This is a genomic window from Streptomyces sp. UF-297, from assembly GCF_058245575.1.
The window spans coordinates 32,932-45,924 of sequence record NZ_JBSIBZ010000026.1 but is presented as its reverse complement, the minus strand read 5'-3'; the positions used below and the strand labels follow the sequence as shown (position 1 = coordinate 45,924).

The 12,993-nt window shown below is 74.2% G+C and carries 10 protein-coding genes and 1 pseudogene; 7 read left to right on the top strand and 4 right to left on the bottom strand.

Annotation, left to right across the window (positions count from 1 at the left end):
* The first annotated feature begins 48 nt into the window (after positions 1-48).
* The 6 genes and pseudogenes from AC4IJH_RS17450 to rbsK all read left to right on the top strand — a co-directional run bounded on the left by AC4IJH_RS17450 (position 49) and on the right by rbsK (position 7,879).
* Entirely contained in the window at positions 49-1,329 is a 1,281-nt protein-coding gene (locus AC4IJH_RS17450) for an enolase C-terminal domain-like protein (RefSeq protein ID WP_490852646.1), read from the top strand.
* A 99-nt stretch (positions 1,330-1,428) separates the two neighbouring features.
* Positions 1,429-2,178: an SDR family NAD(P)-dependent oxidoreductase gene (locus AC4IJH_RS17445; protein WP_490852645.1), complete on the top strand. Its 750-nt coding sequence runs from the start codon at positions 1,429-1,431 to the stop codon at positions 2,176-2,178.
* A gap of 190 nt (positions 2,179-2,368) precedes the next feature.
* On the top strand, positions 2,369-3,412 hold the full coding sequence (locus AC4IJH_RS17440; RefSeq protein WP_490852644.1) for a LacI family DNA-binding transcriptional regulator: 1,044 nt from the start codon (positions 2,369-2,371) through the stop codon (positions 3,410-3,412).
* Positions 3,409-5,055: a sugar ABC transporter ATP-binding protein gene (locus tag AC4IJH_RS17435; RefSeq protein ID WP_490852643.1), complete on the top strand. Its 1,647-nt coding sequence runs from the start codon at positions 3,409-3,411 to the stop codon at positions 5,053-5,055. The genes AC4IJH_RS17440 and AC4IJH_RS17435 overlap by 4 nt, the downstream gene beginning before the upstream one ends.
* Positions 5,045-6,966, top strand: a pseudogene (locus AC4IJH_RS17430) (ABC transporter permease/substrate-binding protein). Before AC4IJH_RS17435 ends, AC4IJH_RS17430 begins: the two are co-directional and overlap by 11 nt.
* A 19-nt stretch (positions 6,967-6,985) precedes the next feature.
* On the top strand, positions 6,986-7,879 hold the full coding sequence (rbsK, locus tag AC4IJH_RS17425; protein ID WP_490852686.1) for a ribokinase: 894 nt from the start codon (positions 6,986-6,988) through the stop codon (positions 7,877-7,879).
* 22 nt (positions 7,880-7,901) lie between these two features.
* On the opposite strand, the gene AC4IJH_RS17420 is transcribed toward rbsK, so the two are convergent.
* From AC4IJH_RS17420 to AC4IJH_RS17410, 3 genes are all read right to left on the bottom strand, one after another.
* Positions 7,902-8,621, bottom strand: a complete 720-nt coding sequence (locus tag AC4IJH_RS17420; RefSeq protein ID WP_490852642.1) for a carbon-nitrogen hydrolase family protein — start codon at positions 8,619-8,621, stop codon at positions 7,902-7,904.
* 81 nt (positions 8,622-8,702) lie between these two features.
* The gene (locus AC4IJH_RS17415; RefSeq protein ID WP_490852641.1) at positions 8,703-10,040 is read right to left on the bottom strand and encodes a PA0049 family protein; all 1,338 of its coding nucleotides are present in this window, start codon (positions 10,038-10,040) and stop codon (positions 8,703-8,705) included.
* Between the two features lie 81 nt (positions 10,041-10,121).
* Positions 10,122-11,141, bottom strand: coding sequence for a GlxA family transcriptional regulator (locus tag AC4IJH_RS17410; protein WP_490852685.1), 1,020 nt, complete (start codon positions 11,139-11,141; stop codon positions 10,122-10,124).
* A 168-nt stretch (positions 11,142-11,309) separates the two neighbouring features.
* Between AC4IJH_RS17410 and AC4IJH_RS17405 the strand changes: the two genes are divergently transcribed.
* A complete protein-coding gene (locus AC4IJH_RS17405) occupies positions 11,310-12,194 on the top strand; it encodes an NAD(P)-dependent oxidoreductase (RefSeq protein ID WP_490852640.1) in 885 nt (294 codons plus the stop codon).
* Positions 12,195-12,296: 102 nt separating this feature from the next.
* On the opposite strand, the gene AC4IJH_RS17400 is transcribed toward AC4IJH_RS17405, so the two are convergent.
* Complete coding sequence (locus AC4IJH_RS17400) at positions 12,297-12,902, bottom strand: TetR/AcrR family transcriptional regulator (protein WP_490852639.1); 606 nt, start codon at positions 12,900-12,902, stop codon at positions 12,297-12,299.
* Positions 12,903-12,993 lie beyond the last annotated feature (91 nt).

The following is a 12,993-nucleotide window of genomic DNA, read 5'->3' as shown; positions in this document are numbered from 1 at the left end:
CCCCTCCCGCCCCCGCATCCCCCATCCCTGCAAGTGAGAGGCCATCCCATGCCAGCGACGGCCCGGCGACCGGGCATCGGCGCACCCCGTGCCGCCGGTGCCGTCGCCCCGCACCGCACGCCCCGTGCCCCCACCGTGGCAGCGGTCCACCCGCACTGCGTCCGCGTCACCAGCCGCACCACCTGGCTCCTGGTGGAGGCCCGGACCGGCGAGGAGGTCACCGGCTGGGGCGAGTTCTCCGACGTGCCGGGCGGCGACGCGCTGCCGCTGCTCGCCGCACTCGCCTCCCGTATCAGGGGAGCGGACCTCGACGGCGGCCTGGCCTGGCTGGAGGGTCCTGCGCTCGGCTGGGCGGAGTCGGCCCGCGACGCGGGGGAGCGGCTGCTGCGCCGTACCGTCGTCGGCGGGCTCGCCACCGCCCTGTCGGACGCGGCGGCCCGCCATGCCCAACTTCCCCTGCGCTCCTGGCTGTCCGCCCGCACGGATCCCACGGGCGGTACGGGGCGGACGGGCGGGGTGAGCGGCATGGAAGGGGCGGGCGGTACGAAAGGGACGGGCGGCGCCACCCCCATCACCCTCTACGCCAACATCAACCGCGCCATGGTCGACGACCGCACCCCCGAAGCCGCCGCGGCGCTCGCGCGGCGGGCCGTCGCGGACGGCTTCAGGGCGGTCAAGTGCGCCCCCTTCGACCGGCTGCCGGACCGCGGCCGGCTGCCCGTGGGCCTGGAGATCGCGCGCGCCGTACGCGACGCCGTCGGCGACTCGGCCACCGTCCTCCTGGATGTCCACCACCACCTCACCCCGGACCAAGTGCTGCGCCGGGCCGAGGAGTTCCGTGCGCTGCGGCTCGGCTGGCTGGAGGACGCGGCGGCACTGGACGACCTGACGGGGCTGCGCCGCCTGCGCGACGGGCTCGGAGTCCCGCTCGCCGGGGGCGAGTTCGCCGGCGCCCCCGCGGAACTGCTGCCCGCGCTGCGCGCCGGCCTCCTGGACGTCGTGCTGCCCGACGTCAAACACGCGGGCGGCCCCCTCCCCGCCCTCCGCCTGGCCCGGCTCGCGGCCGACCACGGCGCCCGGGTCTCTTTCCACAACCCCAGCGGCCCCATCGCCACCGCCGCCACCGCCCACCTCACCGCCCTGCTCGCCCCCGACCTCCCCCTGGAACTCATGCACGGCGAAACCACCCTCCCCGCCGAACTCCCCGTCACCGGCGGCACCTACACGCTCCCCACCGCACCGGGCCTCGGCATCCGCCCCGCCCCAACCCACCCCGGCCGGGCCCCGATCCCCGGCCCGGCCCCGATCCGTTCGCCGTCCCGAGCCTGACCTCGGGCCCGCCCCGCCCCCATCCCCGTACCCGTCCCGTCCGCCGAGCTGCCCCCGCTCAAGAGACGCCCAGCCCCTCCCCGCTAAGGAGACCCCCACATGTCACCGACCGACCACCCCCGCTCCGCCGTCGTCCTCGGTGCGGCGGGCGGTGTCGGCCGTGCCGTCACGGCGCGGCTCGCCGCCGACGGGGCCCAGGTGGTCGCCGTGGACCGGGACCCCGCGGTCCATGAGGTTCCCCACTGCACGCCCCTGCAAGGGGATGCCACCGATCCCGTGACCGTCTCCCGCGCCCTGGACGCCTGTACGGGCCGCCCGGACGTCCTCGTCCACGCCCTCCTGGGCGACATCCGCTCGCCGCTCGCCGACTACACGGCGCAGGAGTGGCACCAGGTGCTGGATACGGGGCTGGTCTCCGCCTGGCAGGCCGCCGCCGAACTCGCCCGCCGTCATACGCCGGGCACACCGGCCGCCGTCGTCCTCATCGGGTCCGTGCACGCCCACGGCGCGGCGCCCGGTATGGCCCCGTACGCCGTCGCCAAGGCGGGACTTGCCGCCCTCGCGCGCGCCGCCGCCGCCGAGTGGGGGCCGCTGGGCATCCGTACGAACGTCCTCGAACCGGGCTTTGTCGCCGTCGAGCGCAACGCACACCGCTGGCGGGACCCCGCCGAGCGCGCCCGTGTGCTGTCCGCCTATCCGCTGGGCCGCCTGTGCGCCCCGTCCGAAGTGGCCCAGGCCACGGCCTTCTTGGCGGGCCCCGCCGCCTCGTACGTCAACGGCGCCTGCCTGCCGGTGGACGGCGGCTCGCTGGCCGTACTGCCGGAGGTGAACGTCCCGCCTCCCTCGTGACCGGGGGAGGGCGGGAGAGGGGCGGGAGAGGGGCGGCGCGGCACGGGCCCTGTGACGCAGGCCACTCGCACCACACCTTGACGCACCGCCCGTGTAATCGATTTCGTAGGCGCCACGAAATCGATTACACCGCCTGGCGGGCGCCCTCGGCGGCCGTCGGTGGTGACCGACACGAAATGGCAAAGGCGCCATGGCGAAGATCAAGGACGTGGCGGAGCGGGCCGGAGTGTCCGTGGCCACCGTCTCGCGGGTGCTCAACGGGCACAGCCCGGTCGCCGCGACACGGGAGCGGGTGCTGGCCGCGGTCCGCGAGCTGGGATACCGCCCCAACAACGTCGCCCGCGCGCTGCGCACGGCGCGTACCGGCGCCCTCGGCCTGATCATCAGCGACCTCACCAACCCCTTCTTCACCGAGCTCGCCGACGCCGTCGAGGACGTCGCCCGCAGCCTGGGCTACAGCCTGGTCATCGGCAACGCGGGCGAGCGCCCCGACCAGCAGGACGACTACATCCGTACGCTGCTGGACCGCCGTATCGACGGCCTGCTGGTCAGTTCGGCCGGCACCGGCTCGGCGATGCTCAGCGAGGTCGTCGCCTCCGGTACGCCCCTGGTCCTGCTCGACCGCACGGTCCCCGGCGTCGACGCCCCCTGCGTACGGGCCGACGGCCGCGCCGCCCTCACCGACCTCGCCGCCCATCTCGCCGCCCTCGGCAGACGCCGCCCCGCGATCATCGTCGCGCCGGCCGGCACCCCCACCGGCGAGGAGCGCCTCGACCTCTTCCGTACCGCGCTGGCCGCCCACGGCATACCGCTGCCGGACGCCCGGGTCGGCGCCACCCCCGACCTCCAGCACACCGGCGGGCGGCGGGTGATGAGCGGCCTGCTGGACCTGCCCGAGGCCGAGCGCCCCGACGCGGTGCTGGCCACCGACAACCTGATGGCGCTCGGCGCGATGGACGAGATCCGCGCGCGCGGGCTGCGGGTCCCGGACGACCTGGCGCTGGTGGTCTACGACGACGTGCCGTGGTTCACGCACACCGACCCGCCGCTGACCGCCATCGCCCAGCCCACCCGCGAGCTGGGCCGGGCCGCCGTGCACACCCTGCTGGAGCGGATCCAGGGGCGCCCCGCCCCGTCCGTCCTGCTGCCCGCCCAGCTCGTCACCCGCCGCTCCTGCGGCGAGCCCGCCGCACCCGTATCAGCCACCACCCAAGAGGAGAGGGGCAGCGCATGACCGGCGTCAACGACGACGTACGGGAGGACGCACCCGAGCACCCGGCGGCCGGCCCGGGCCGCGAACTGCTGCGCGTGGAGGGCGTCACCAAGTCCTTCCCCGGCGTACGCGCCCTGGACGGCGTGGACCTGAGCCTGCGCGCCGGCGAGGTGCACGTCCTGCTCGGCGAGAACGGCGCGGGCAAGAGCACCCTGATCAAGATGCTCTCCGGCGCCCACCGCCCCGACGCGGGCCGCATCGTGATGGACGGCGCCGAGGTCCACATCCGTACGGCGCAGGACGCCGAACGGCTCGGAATCGCCACCATCTACCAGGAGTTCAACCTCGTCCCCGGCCTGACCGTCGCCGAGAACATCTTCCTGGGACGGCAGCCGCGCACCGCCCTCGGCCTGATCGACAAGAAGACCATGCGCGCCCGCGCCGCCGAACTCCTGCGCCGCGTACGGCTGGACGTCTCCCCGAACACCCCCGTCGCCGAACTGGGCATCGCCCGCCTGCAGATGGTGGAGATCGCCAAGGCGCTCAGCCTGAACGCGCGCGTCCTGATCATGGACGAGCCGACCGCGGTCCTCACCTCCGAAGAGGTCCAGACCCTCTTCACCATCGTCCGCGAGCTGCGCGGGAGCGGCGTCGGCGTCATCTTCATCACCCACCACCTGGAGGAGATCGGCGCCCTCGGCGACCGCGTCACCGTCCTGCGCGACGGGGCGTCGGTGGCCGAAGTGCCCGCCGACGCCGCCGAGGACGAGCTGATCCGGCTGATGGTCGGGCGCGACATCGCCGACCAGTACCCGCGGCAGCGGCCCGAGGAGCCCGGCGCGCCCCTGCTGCGGGTGCGCGGTCTGACCCGCAACGGCACCAAGGCGGGCCCGGTCTTCACGGACATCGACTTCGAGGTGCGCGCCGGCGAGGTCGTGGGCCTCGCGGGCCTGGTCGGCGCCGGGCGCACCGAGGTCGTACGCGCCGTCTTCGGCGTGGACCGCTACGACTTCGGCACCGTCGAGGTCGACGGCAAGGAGCTGGCGCGCGGCGACGTGCGCGCCGCGATGCGCGCCGGACTCGGCCTCGTACCGGAGGACCGCAAGGGCCAGGGCCTGCTGCTGGACGCCTCCCTCCAGGACAACCTCACCCTGGCCCGGCTCGACCGCGACACCCGCGCCGGGCTGGTGGACCGCGGTACGCAGCGGCGCGAAGCGGCCACCGTGGCAGGGCAGTTGAAGGTCCGGATGAGCGGTCTGGGGCAGAGCGCCCGCACGCTGTCCGGCGGCAACCAGCAGAAGATCGTCATCGGCAAGTGGCTGCTGACCGATACCCGGGTGCTGATCCTGGACGAGCCCACCCGCGGCATCGACGTCGGCGCGAAGGTCGAGATCTACCAGCTCATCAACGAACTGACCGCCTCCGGGCGCGCGGTGCTGATGATCTCCAGCGATCTGCCGGAGGTGCTCGGCATGAGCGACCGGGTGCTGGTGATGGCGCAGGGGCGGCTGGCCGGTGAGCTGTCGGGCGAGGCGGCCACGCAGGACGCGGTGATGGAACTGGCGGTCCGGGCCCCGGACGAGGGCGCCCCTGAACAACCGGCCGCACCGGCCGCGAAGAACGGTAAGAGCGAGAGCGCGATGGAGGGCTCCGATGTCCGCTGAAGTCAAGACGGGAGCCGCCGCCGAGGCGGTGGGAGCGGCCCCGCCCGGTGAGGGCCCGGCAGCCTGGTTCACCCGGGCCGTCCTCAAGAACGGCCCACTGGGCGGGCTGATCGCGCTCGTCGTGGTGATGGCGGTCCTGTCCAAGGACTTCCTCAACGGGCAGAACCTCCTCAACGTCGGCGTGCAGGCCTCCGTCACCGCCATCCTCGCCTTCGGCGTCACCTTCGTGATCGTCTCGGCGGGCATCGACCTGTCGGTCGGCTCGGTGGCGGCCCTCTCCGCCACCGTCGTCGCCTGGGCCGCCACCGACGAGGGCCTGCCGGTGTGGATCGCGGTGCTGCTCGGCCTCGCGGTCGGCGCGGCGGCCGGACTGGTCTCCGGCGCCCTGGTCGCCTACGGAAAACTCCCGGCCTTCATCGCCACCCTGGCCATGCTCTCCATCGGCCGCGGCCTGGCCCTGGTCATCTCCGGCGGCTCGCCGATCGCCTTCCCCTCCTCCGTCAGCAGCCTCGGCGACACCCTGGGCGGCTGGCTGCCGGTCCCGGTCCTGGTCATGATCGGCATGGGGCTGATCGCGGCGCTGATCCTGGCCCGTACGTACGCGGGGCGCGCGATGTTCGCCATCGGCGGCAACGAGGAGGCGGCCCGGCTCTCCGGCATCAACGTCAAGCGCCGCAAGCTGGTCATCTATGCCCTCTCGGGGCTGTTCGCGGCCGTCGCGGGCATCGTGCTCGCCGCCCGCCTCACCTCCGCCCAGCCGCAGGCCGCCGTCGGCTACGAGCTGGACGCCATCGCCGCCGTCGTCATCGGCGGCGCCAGCCTCTCGGGCGGCTCCGGCAAGGCGTCCGGCACCCTGATCGGCGCCCTGATCCTGGCCGTCCTGCGCAACGGCCTCAACCTGCTGAGCGTCTCCGCCTTCTGGCAGCAGGTCGCCACGGGCCTGGTCATCGCGCTGGCCGTGCTGCTGGACACGCTGCGCCGCCGGAGCGCGCGGTGAAGCGGCGTACGGGCCTGCTGGCGGCGGCCGCCCTGGCCGGGGCGCTGGCCCTGTCCGGCTGCGACCGCGGCGGCAACACCGACCTGGGCCTGGCCCTGTCCACGATGAACAACCCGTTCTTCGTCGGCATCAAGAAGGGCGCGCAGTCGGAGGCGGACGCCCGCGGCCTCAAGATCAATATCACCGACGCGCAGAACGACCCCACCCAGCAGATCAACCAGATGGAGACGTTCACCAGTCAGAACGTCAAGGCGGCCATCATCAACCCGGTCGACTCCGACGCCGCCGTCCCGGCCGTCGGCGTCGCGAACCGCGCGGACGTCCCCGTCATCTCCATCGACCGCGGCGTGAGCGGCGGCAGGGTCGGCTCGACCATCGCCTCCGACAACGTCGAGGGCGGCCGGCTCGCCGCGAAGACCCTGGCCGCCTCGCTCGGCGGCGAGGGCAAGGTGGCCTTCCTCCAGGGCCAGCCCGGCACCTCCGCCGCCCGCGAGCGCGGCCGGGGCTTCGAGGAGGGCATCAGGAAATACCCGGGCATCCAGGTCGTCGCCCGCCAGCCCGCCGACTTCGACCGCACCAAGGGCATGGACGTGATGAGCAACATGCTCCAGGCGCACCGCGACATCTCCGGGGTCTTCGCCGCCAACGACGAGATGGCGCTGGGCGCGTCCAAGGCGCTGGGCGCCCGCTCCGGCAAGGACGTCAAGGTCATCGCCTTCGACGGCACCCCGGACGGCATCCGGGCGGTACGGGCCGGCACGCTCACCGCCACCGTCGCCCAGCAGCCCGAACTCCTGGGCAAACAGGCCGTGGACTGGGCGGTCAAGGCCTCCCGCGGTGAGAAGCTTCCTGAGCAGGTGAAGGTGCCGGTGGTCCTGGTGACCCGGGACAACGCGGCGGAATTCGACGGATGAAGTGATGGGTGGAACGCACATGTACGACGTGCTGGTGGTGGGCTCGGCCAACGCCGACCTCATGGTCCGGGTGGACCGCAGGCCCGGCGCGGGCGAGACCGTGCTCGGCACGGACCTGATGGAGTCGGCGGGCGGCAAGGGCGCCAACCAGGCCGCCGCCGCGGCCAGGCTGGGGGCCTCGGTGGCCCTGCTGGCCCGGGTCGGCGGCGACGCCTACGGCCGCCTCCTCCTGGACGCCCAGCGCGCGGCGGGCACCGACACCCGCCACGTCATCGTCGACGAGCCGGCCCGCACCGGCACCGCGATGATCATCGTCGGCCCGGACGGCGACAACAGCATCGTCGTCTCCCCCGGCGCCAACGCCGCCCTCACCCCCGAGGACGTGGCCGCCGCCAAGGACGTCATCGCCGCCGCCCGCGCCGTCTCCCTCCAGCTGGAGGTCCCGATGGAGACCGTACGGGCCACCGCGAGCACCGCCGTCGCGGCGGGCACCCGCGTCGTCCTCAACCCCTCGCCCACCCCGAAGGACCTGGCCCCCGAACTCCTCGCCGCCGCCGACCCGCTGGTCGTCAACGAGCACGAGGCGCAGCAGCTGTCCGGCGTCACCGACGGCACCCCGGCCGACTGGGCCCGCGCGCTGCGCGAGCGCGGCGCCCGCTCGGTCGTGGTCACCCTGGGCGGCGACGGCGCCCTGGTCCTGGACGCCTCCGGCCCCACCACCGTGCCCGGCGTCAAGGTCGACCCCGTCGACACCACGGGCGCGGGCGACGCCTTCACCGGCGCCCTCACCACCCGCCTCGCGAGCGGCGAGAGCCTGCCCGAAGCGGCCCGCTTCGCCGTCCGCGTGGGCGCCGCCTCCGTCACCAAGCCCGGCGCCCAGCCGTCCTACCCGACGGTGGACGAACTCCCCTGAGGCGTCTCCCTGAGGACGTCTCCTAGGACGTCTCCACTTCGGCCAGTACGAGGCCCTCGGCATCCGCCGGCGCCCGGCCCACCGGCGTTCCGTCCGGGGCCCAGGCGCCGCTGAGGCCGCAGGCCGGGCCGGGGGAGCCGGGGCCCAGGCCGTTGGCCAGGAGCACGTGCAGGCCGTTGTCGCGGGCGTGGGCGGGGTAGAGCCCCAGCCGCTCCGGTGCGCCGTGGAAGGACGAGGCCACATACACCCGGCAGCCGTCCGCCGCGGCGCGCCGCGCCACGTCGGGAAAGGCGTTGTCGTAGCAGGTGGCCAGGGCGAAGGGGAGGCCGTCGAGGGCGAAGCGGCCGCCCTCGTCCGTCCCCGGCGTGAACACGTCCCGCTCCGCCCCGTACAGGTGCCGCTTGTCGTAGCGGGCCAGGAGCGCGCCGTCGGGCCCGTACACGTACGAGGTGATCGCCAGGCGGCCGTCCGCCGTGCGGCCGGGGCAGTTGACGACCGCGGCCGCCCCCGCCGCACGGCAGGCCTCGCGGACCGGGTCCAGCCGCGGGTCGTCCGCGCCGAACCCGTACCGCCCGGGGTCGGCCGCGATGCCCGCCAGCTCGTAGTTGGTCAGCGCCAGTTCGGCGAAGGCGACGAGCGCGGCCCCGCGCCCGGCGGCCTCGGTGAGGAGCGCGGCCATCCGTGCCGCATTGGCACCGGCATCGAGGGGGACGGCCGCGAACTGCGCTGCTGCGATGATCATCGCCCCATGATGTCCGCGGGAGCGCGCCCCGTCTGTGGCGGAGCACACCGTCCGGTCACGGACGGGACGCCCCGGCCCCCCTCACCGCCGTACGGTCCCGGCCGCCACCGCGACGATCTTCTGAATCTGCTCGGTGATGGCGACCCGGTTGCGCACGAAGGCCGGATCGGTGACCGTACCGGTCGCCGGATCGCCGTTGCCCGGGCCGAACTGGAGGACGGGCGTGTGCAGATGCCCACCCGTCACCCGACCACCACCCCTCACCGACAGGCCGCGCCCGGCTCCTTCTGATCGCGGCTCCCTCGGACGCAGCGCGTCGCGCAGCAGCGTCGCCCGGTAGGCGATCTCGTTGGAGAGATAGTTCCCGCCGCCGCCCTCGCGCGCCGTGGAGCCGGGCGTCGGCCCGTCCGGGCGCTCCACGGGCTGCGTGCCGCCCGCCGGGATCTCGGTGACGGCGGTGTTGTCCCGCACCGGGTACGGGCCGGTGGCGGCCTCGGTGATCCGCTCGTAGGGAAGCGTGGTGGAGGTCCACTGCGGCTGCGGGCGCACGGTCGGCACGCCGGGCGGAATCGGCACCGTCTCCGTGCGCGAGACGCGTGCGTTGTCCGGATATCCGCCCCGCCAGGCCCCGTTGGTCCGCTCCACGTCGAAACGCCCCGGCCGCCCCTGGCTGATGGTGGTGAACACATCCACCCGGCGCGGCCCGCTCCTGAAGTGCGGCAGCAGCGTCCGCTCCACCGTCCCCTCGGCGAAGTCCGCCCAGCGCACGGGGAAGACCGCGGTCTCCACCCGGGCGAGCCGCCCCGATGCCGTACGGATCGTCCGCCCGTCCAGCGCCAGCGCCGCGGCCCCCGACGGGTTGCTGCGCCGCGCGTCCGCGTCCAGCTGGAAGGGGTCGAAACCGGTGACGACGATACGCAGGACGCGCTGGCCTGCGGGCAGGTCGATGGAGTCCTGGCCCCGGGAGGAGCGCTCCAACGCGCCCAGCAGCGCGTCCCATTGGGTCCGGTCGAGCCGGAAGTCCGGCTTCCACTCGCGCAGCGCCTTGGTCATCCCCAGCCGCGCCCAGTACAGCGGCCGGTCGTCGTCCCTGCTCAGATCGCCACCCGCCGGACCGCGCCCCTGGACGCGGTCCACCGCCCGCCGCCACAGCTCGCGCCCCTCGCGCGCGACGTACCGCTTGCTCTCGCCGTAGGAGTCCACCTCTCGCAGCCCGCGCGCGAACTGCCGGGCCACGGCGTCGAATCCGCTGCGCCGCAGGATCTCCTGCGGCACGGCGGCGGACAGCCGCCCCTCTTCGACGGTGGCCGCTCGGGAGGCTGTCGCCGCGGCGGGCGTCGCGAGCGTCAGCGGTACGAGAGGGAGGGAGGCCAGCAGGGCGGCGCCCACCGCGACTGCTCTGGTGCGTATGCGATTCATGGGGGGAGTAAAGCGGGTGCGAACCCCACGGCGGTAGAGGCGCATACGTGCCGCACCGATCACGCTGAGTGCCCCGCCCGGTCAGTCCCGCCCGGCCCGTGGGCGCGCCACCGCCTCCGTACGGGCCGCTCCGGGGAACGCCCGCCGGTAGTCCGTCGGTGAGATGCCGACCTGCTTGAGGAAGTGGTGGCGCAGATTGTTGGCCGTGCCCAGCCCGCTGAGTCCGGCGATCTTCTCCACCGGCAGCGAGGTGGACTCCAGCAGCCCCTGCGCCTGCCCGATGCGCTGGTTGAGCAGCCACTGCAGCGGGGTCACCCCGGTCGCCTCGCGCAGCCTCCGGTAGAAGGTGCGCGGGCTCAGCGCGGCGCGCCGGGCCAGGTCCTCCACCGTCAGCGGCCGGTCCAGGTTCTCAAGGGCCCAGGCCAGTACGGGCCCCAGGCCCGCCTCGTCCGTCGCGGGTACGGAGTGGTCGATGAACTGCGCCTGTCCGCCCGGCCGGTGCGCGGGCACCACCATCCGGCGGGCCAGCTGGGTGGCGACGTGTGCGCCCAGGTCGCGGCGGACCAGATGCAGGCACAGGTCCAGCCCGGCGGTCAGCCCGGCGCTGGTGAGCACATCGCCGTCGTCCACGTACAGCACCGAGTCGTCGACCCGCACCTTCGGGTAGCGCGCCGCCAGTTGCGCGGTGTGCATCCAGTGGGCGGTGGCGCGCCGCCCGTCCAGCAGCCCGGCCTCGGCGAGCGCGAAGGCGCCGGTGCACAGCGAGACCATGCGGGCGCCCGCGTCGTACGCCTGCCGCAGGGCGCCGACCAGTTCGGGCGGTACGGGAGCGCCGTCCTCGACACAGGCGTCGGGCACCGACGTCACGATGACGGTGCCGGCGCCCGCCAGGTCCGCGAGCCCGTGGCGGCTGCGCAGCTGGAGCCCGGACTCGGCCCGATCGCCGCCCTGCCCGCCGCCCACCGACGTGCCGTCCCCGCACAGCCGCAGGTCGTACCAGGGGTCGGCCAGGTCGGGCTGCGGCTTGCCGAAGACCGTGCACGGGATGCTCAGTTCGTACAGGTCCCACGAGGGGATCCCGATGTCCTCGGGCACGACCAGGGCGACGGAACCAGCGCTCATGCCCGGAGCGTACGCCAGGAGCCTGGCAGGAATTTGGCGACAGCGGTCACTCCTGTCACTGTTCCGGCCCGCCGCCCGCTGTGAAGGTGGTCCGTACGTGATCAACCGCCATCAGGCGGAACTCCCCGGCATATCTGGAGAAAACTCATGAACCGCGAACGCGAGGCCGTCACCGTCATCGGACTGGGCTCGATGGGCTCGGCGCTGGCCGCCGCGCTGCTGGCCAAGGGCCACCCCACCACCGTCTGGAACCGCTCCCCGGGCAAGGCCGACGCGCTGCTCGCCCAGGGCGCCACGCTCGCGGCCACCCCCGCCGAGGCCGTCGCGGCGAGCGGCCTGACCATCGTCTGCGTCCTGGACTACGACGTCATGTACGGCCTCCTCGACCCGGCCGCCGCCGCACTTGGGGGCAGGACCCTGGTCAACCTCACCTCCGGCTCCCCGGAGCAGGCCCACGAGGCCACCGCGTGGGCCGCGCGGCACGGCGCCGCCTACCTCGACGGCGCGGTCATGACCACCCCGCCCGGCGTCGGCAGCCCCGAGACGATGTTCCTCTACAGCGGCGACGCGGCCCTCCTGGAGGCCCACCGCCCGGCGCTCACCGCCCTCGGCGACCCGGTCCACCTGGGCACCGACCCCGGCCTCGCCTCCCTCTACGACGTCGCCCTGCTCGGCCTGATGTGGTCCGCCTTCACCGGCTGGCTGCACGGCACCGCAGTGGTCACGGCGCAGGCGACGAACGCCACGGCCTTCACCCGCATCGCGCTGCGCTGGCTCACCGCCGTGAGCGGCTTCATGACCACCTACGCGGCCCAAGTGGACGCCGGGCGCTACCCGGGCGACGACGCCACCGTCGACATCCAGATCGCGACCATCGACCACCTCATCCACGCCGCCGAGGCCCGCGGCATCGACAACGCCCTGCCGCATCTGCTGAAGGCCACCATGGAGCGCGCCGCCGCGGCCGGCCACGGCTCCGACAGCTACGGCAGCATCATCGAGGTCCTGAAGAACTCGGACGCGCCCCGATAAGGGGGCGCGGGGCCGTGTCGCTGTGCGGCTGCGCCGCGTGTGCGCGACCGGCCACGGACGATTCGCGGGTGACCCACCGCTTCCCGTGGAGCGTTCGCCGCATCAAGCCTGGCGGCCGCCCTGTGCGGTGCCCAGCAGCGCCAGGAAGTCACGGAAGGCCGCCGCCATGTCCACGCTCTGCGGGTCCAGCAGCCACTGGAGCTGGAGCCCGTCCATGACGGCCGCCAGCAGCGGCGCCGCGCGCTCCGGCGTCAGCCCGCCCGGCAGCTCGTCGCCGAACTCCGCGCGCAGCGCGTCCGCCAGGGACCCGCGCACGGCCCGGTAGCGCCGCTCGAAGAAGTCACGGGCGGGGTGGTCCTCGGTGACGCTGTCGCCGGACAGCACGGTGTAGGTCTGCACGAGGCCCGGCCGGGTGGCGTTGTACTCCACCAGCTGGGCCAGGGTGCCGGTGCGCCAGGAGCCGGAGGCGAGGGCCGAGGCCAGATCCCAGCGGTCGCGCGCCTCCAGGACCCCCACCAGGAGGAGTTCCTTGTTGGGGAAGTGGTGCAGCAGGCCCTGCTGGGTCAGCCCGGCCCGCTCCGCGACCGCGGCCAGGGACGTGCCGCGGTAGCCGCGCTCGGCGATCAGCTCCACGGCGGCCTGGAGGATCGCCGCGCGCCGCTCCGCGCGCCGTGCCTCGCGCCCCCCGCCCCGCTGTCCTGCGTTCACCGGCCGAGCGTAACCCCCGTACGGGGGACTTCCCGCGAGATTACGGAAGAATTACGATGCCTACCGCACGCACGGTGAAAGCGAGTTGAGG

Excerpts from the sequence above, each read along its gene's own strand:
- AC4IJH_RS17435 (WP_490852643.1), top strand. The coding sequence starts at position 3,409 with ATGACCGGCGTCAACGACGACGTACGGGAGGACGCACCCGAGCACCCG.
- AC4IJH_RS17440 (WP_490852644.1), top strand. The coding sequence starts at position 2,369 with ATGGCGAAGATCAAGGACGTGGCGGAGCGGGCCGGAGTGTCCGTGGCC.
- AC4IJH_RS17420 (WP_490852642.1), bottom strand. The coding sequence starts at position 8,621 with ATGATCATCGCAGCAGCGCAGTTCGCGGCCGTCCCCCTCGATGCCGGT.
- rbsK (WP_490852686.1), top strand. The coding sequence starts at position 6,986 with ATGTACGACGTGCTGGTGGTGGGCTCGGCCAACGCCGACCTCATGGTC.
- AC4IJH_RS17450 (WP_490852646.1), top strand. The coding sequence starts at position 49 with ATGCCAGCGACGGCCCGGCGACCGGGCATCGGCGCACCCCGTGCCGCC.
- AC4IJH_RS17445 (WP_490852645.1), top strand. The coding sequence starts at position 1,429 with ATGTCACCGACCGACCACCCCCGCTCCGCCGTCGTCCTCGGTGCGGCG.
- AC4IJH_RS17405 (WP_490852640.1), top strand. The coding sequence starts at position 11,310 with ATGAACCGCGAACGCGAGGCCGTCACCGTCATCGGACTGGGCTCGATG.
- AC4IJH_RS17415 (WP_490852641.1), bottom strand. The coding sequence starts at position 10,040 with ATGAATCGCATACGCACCAGAGCAGTCGCGGTGGGCGCCGCCCTGCTG.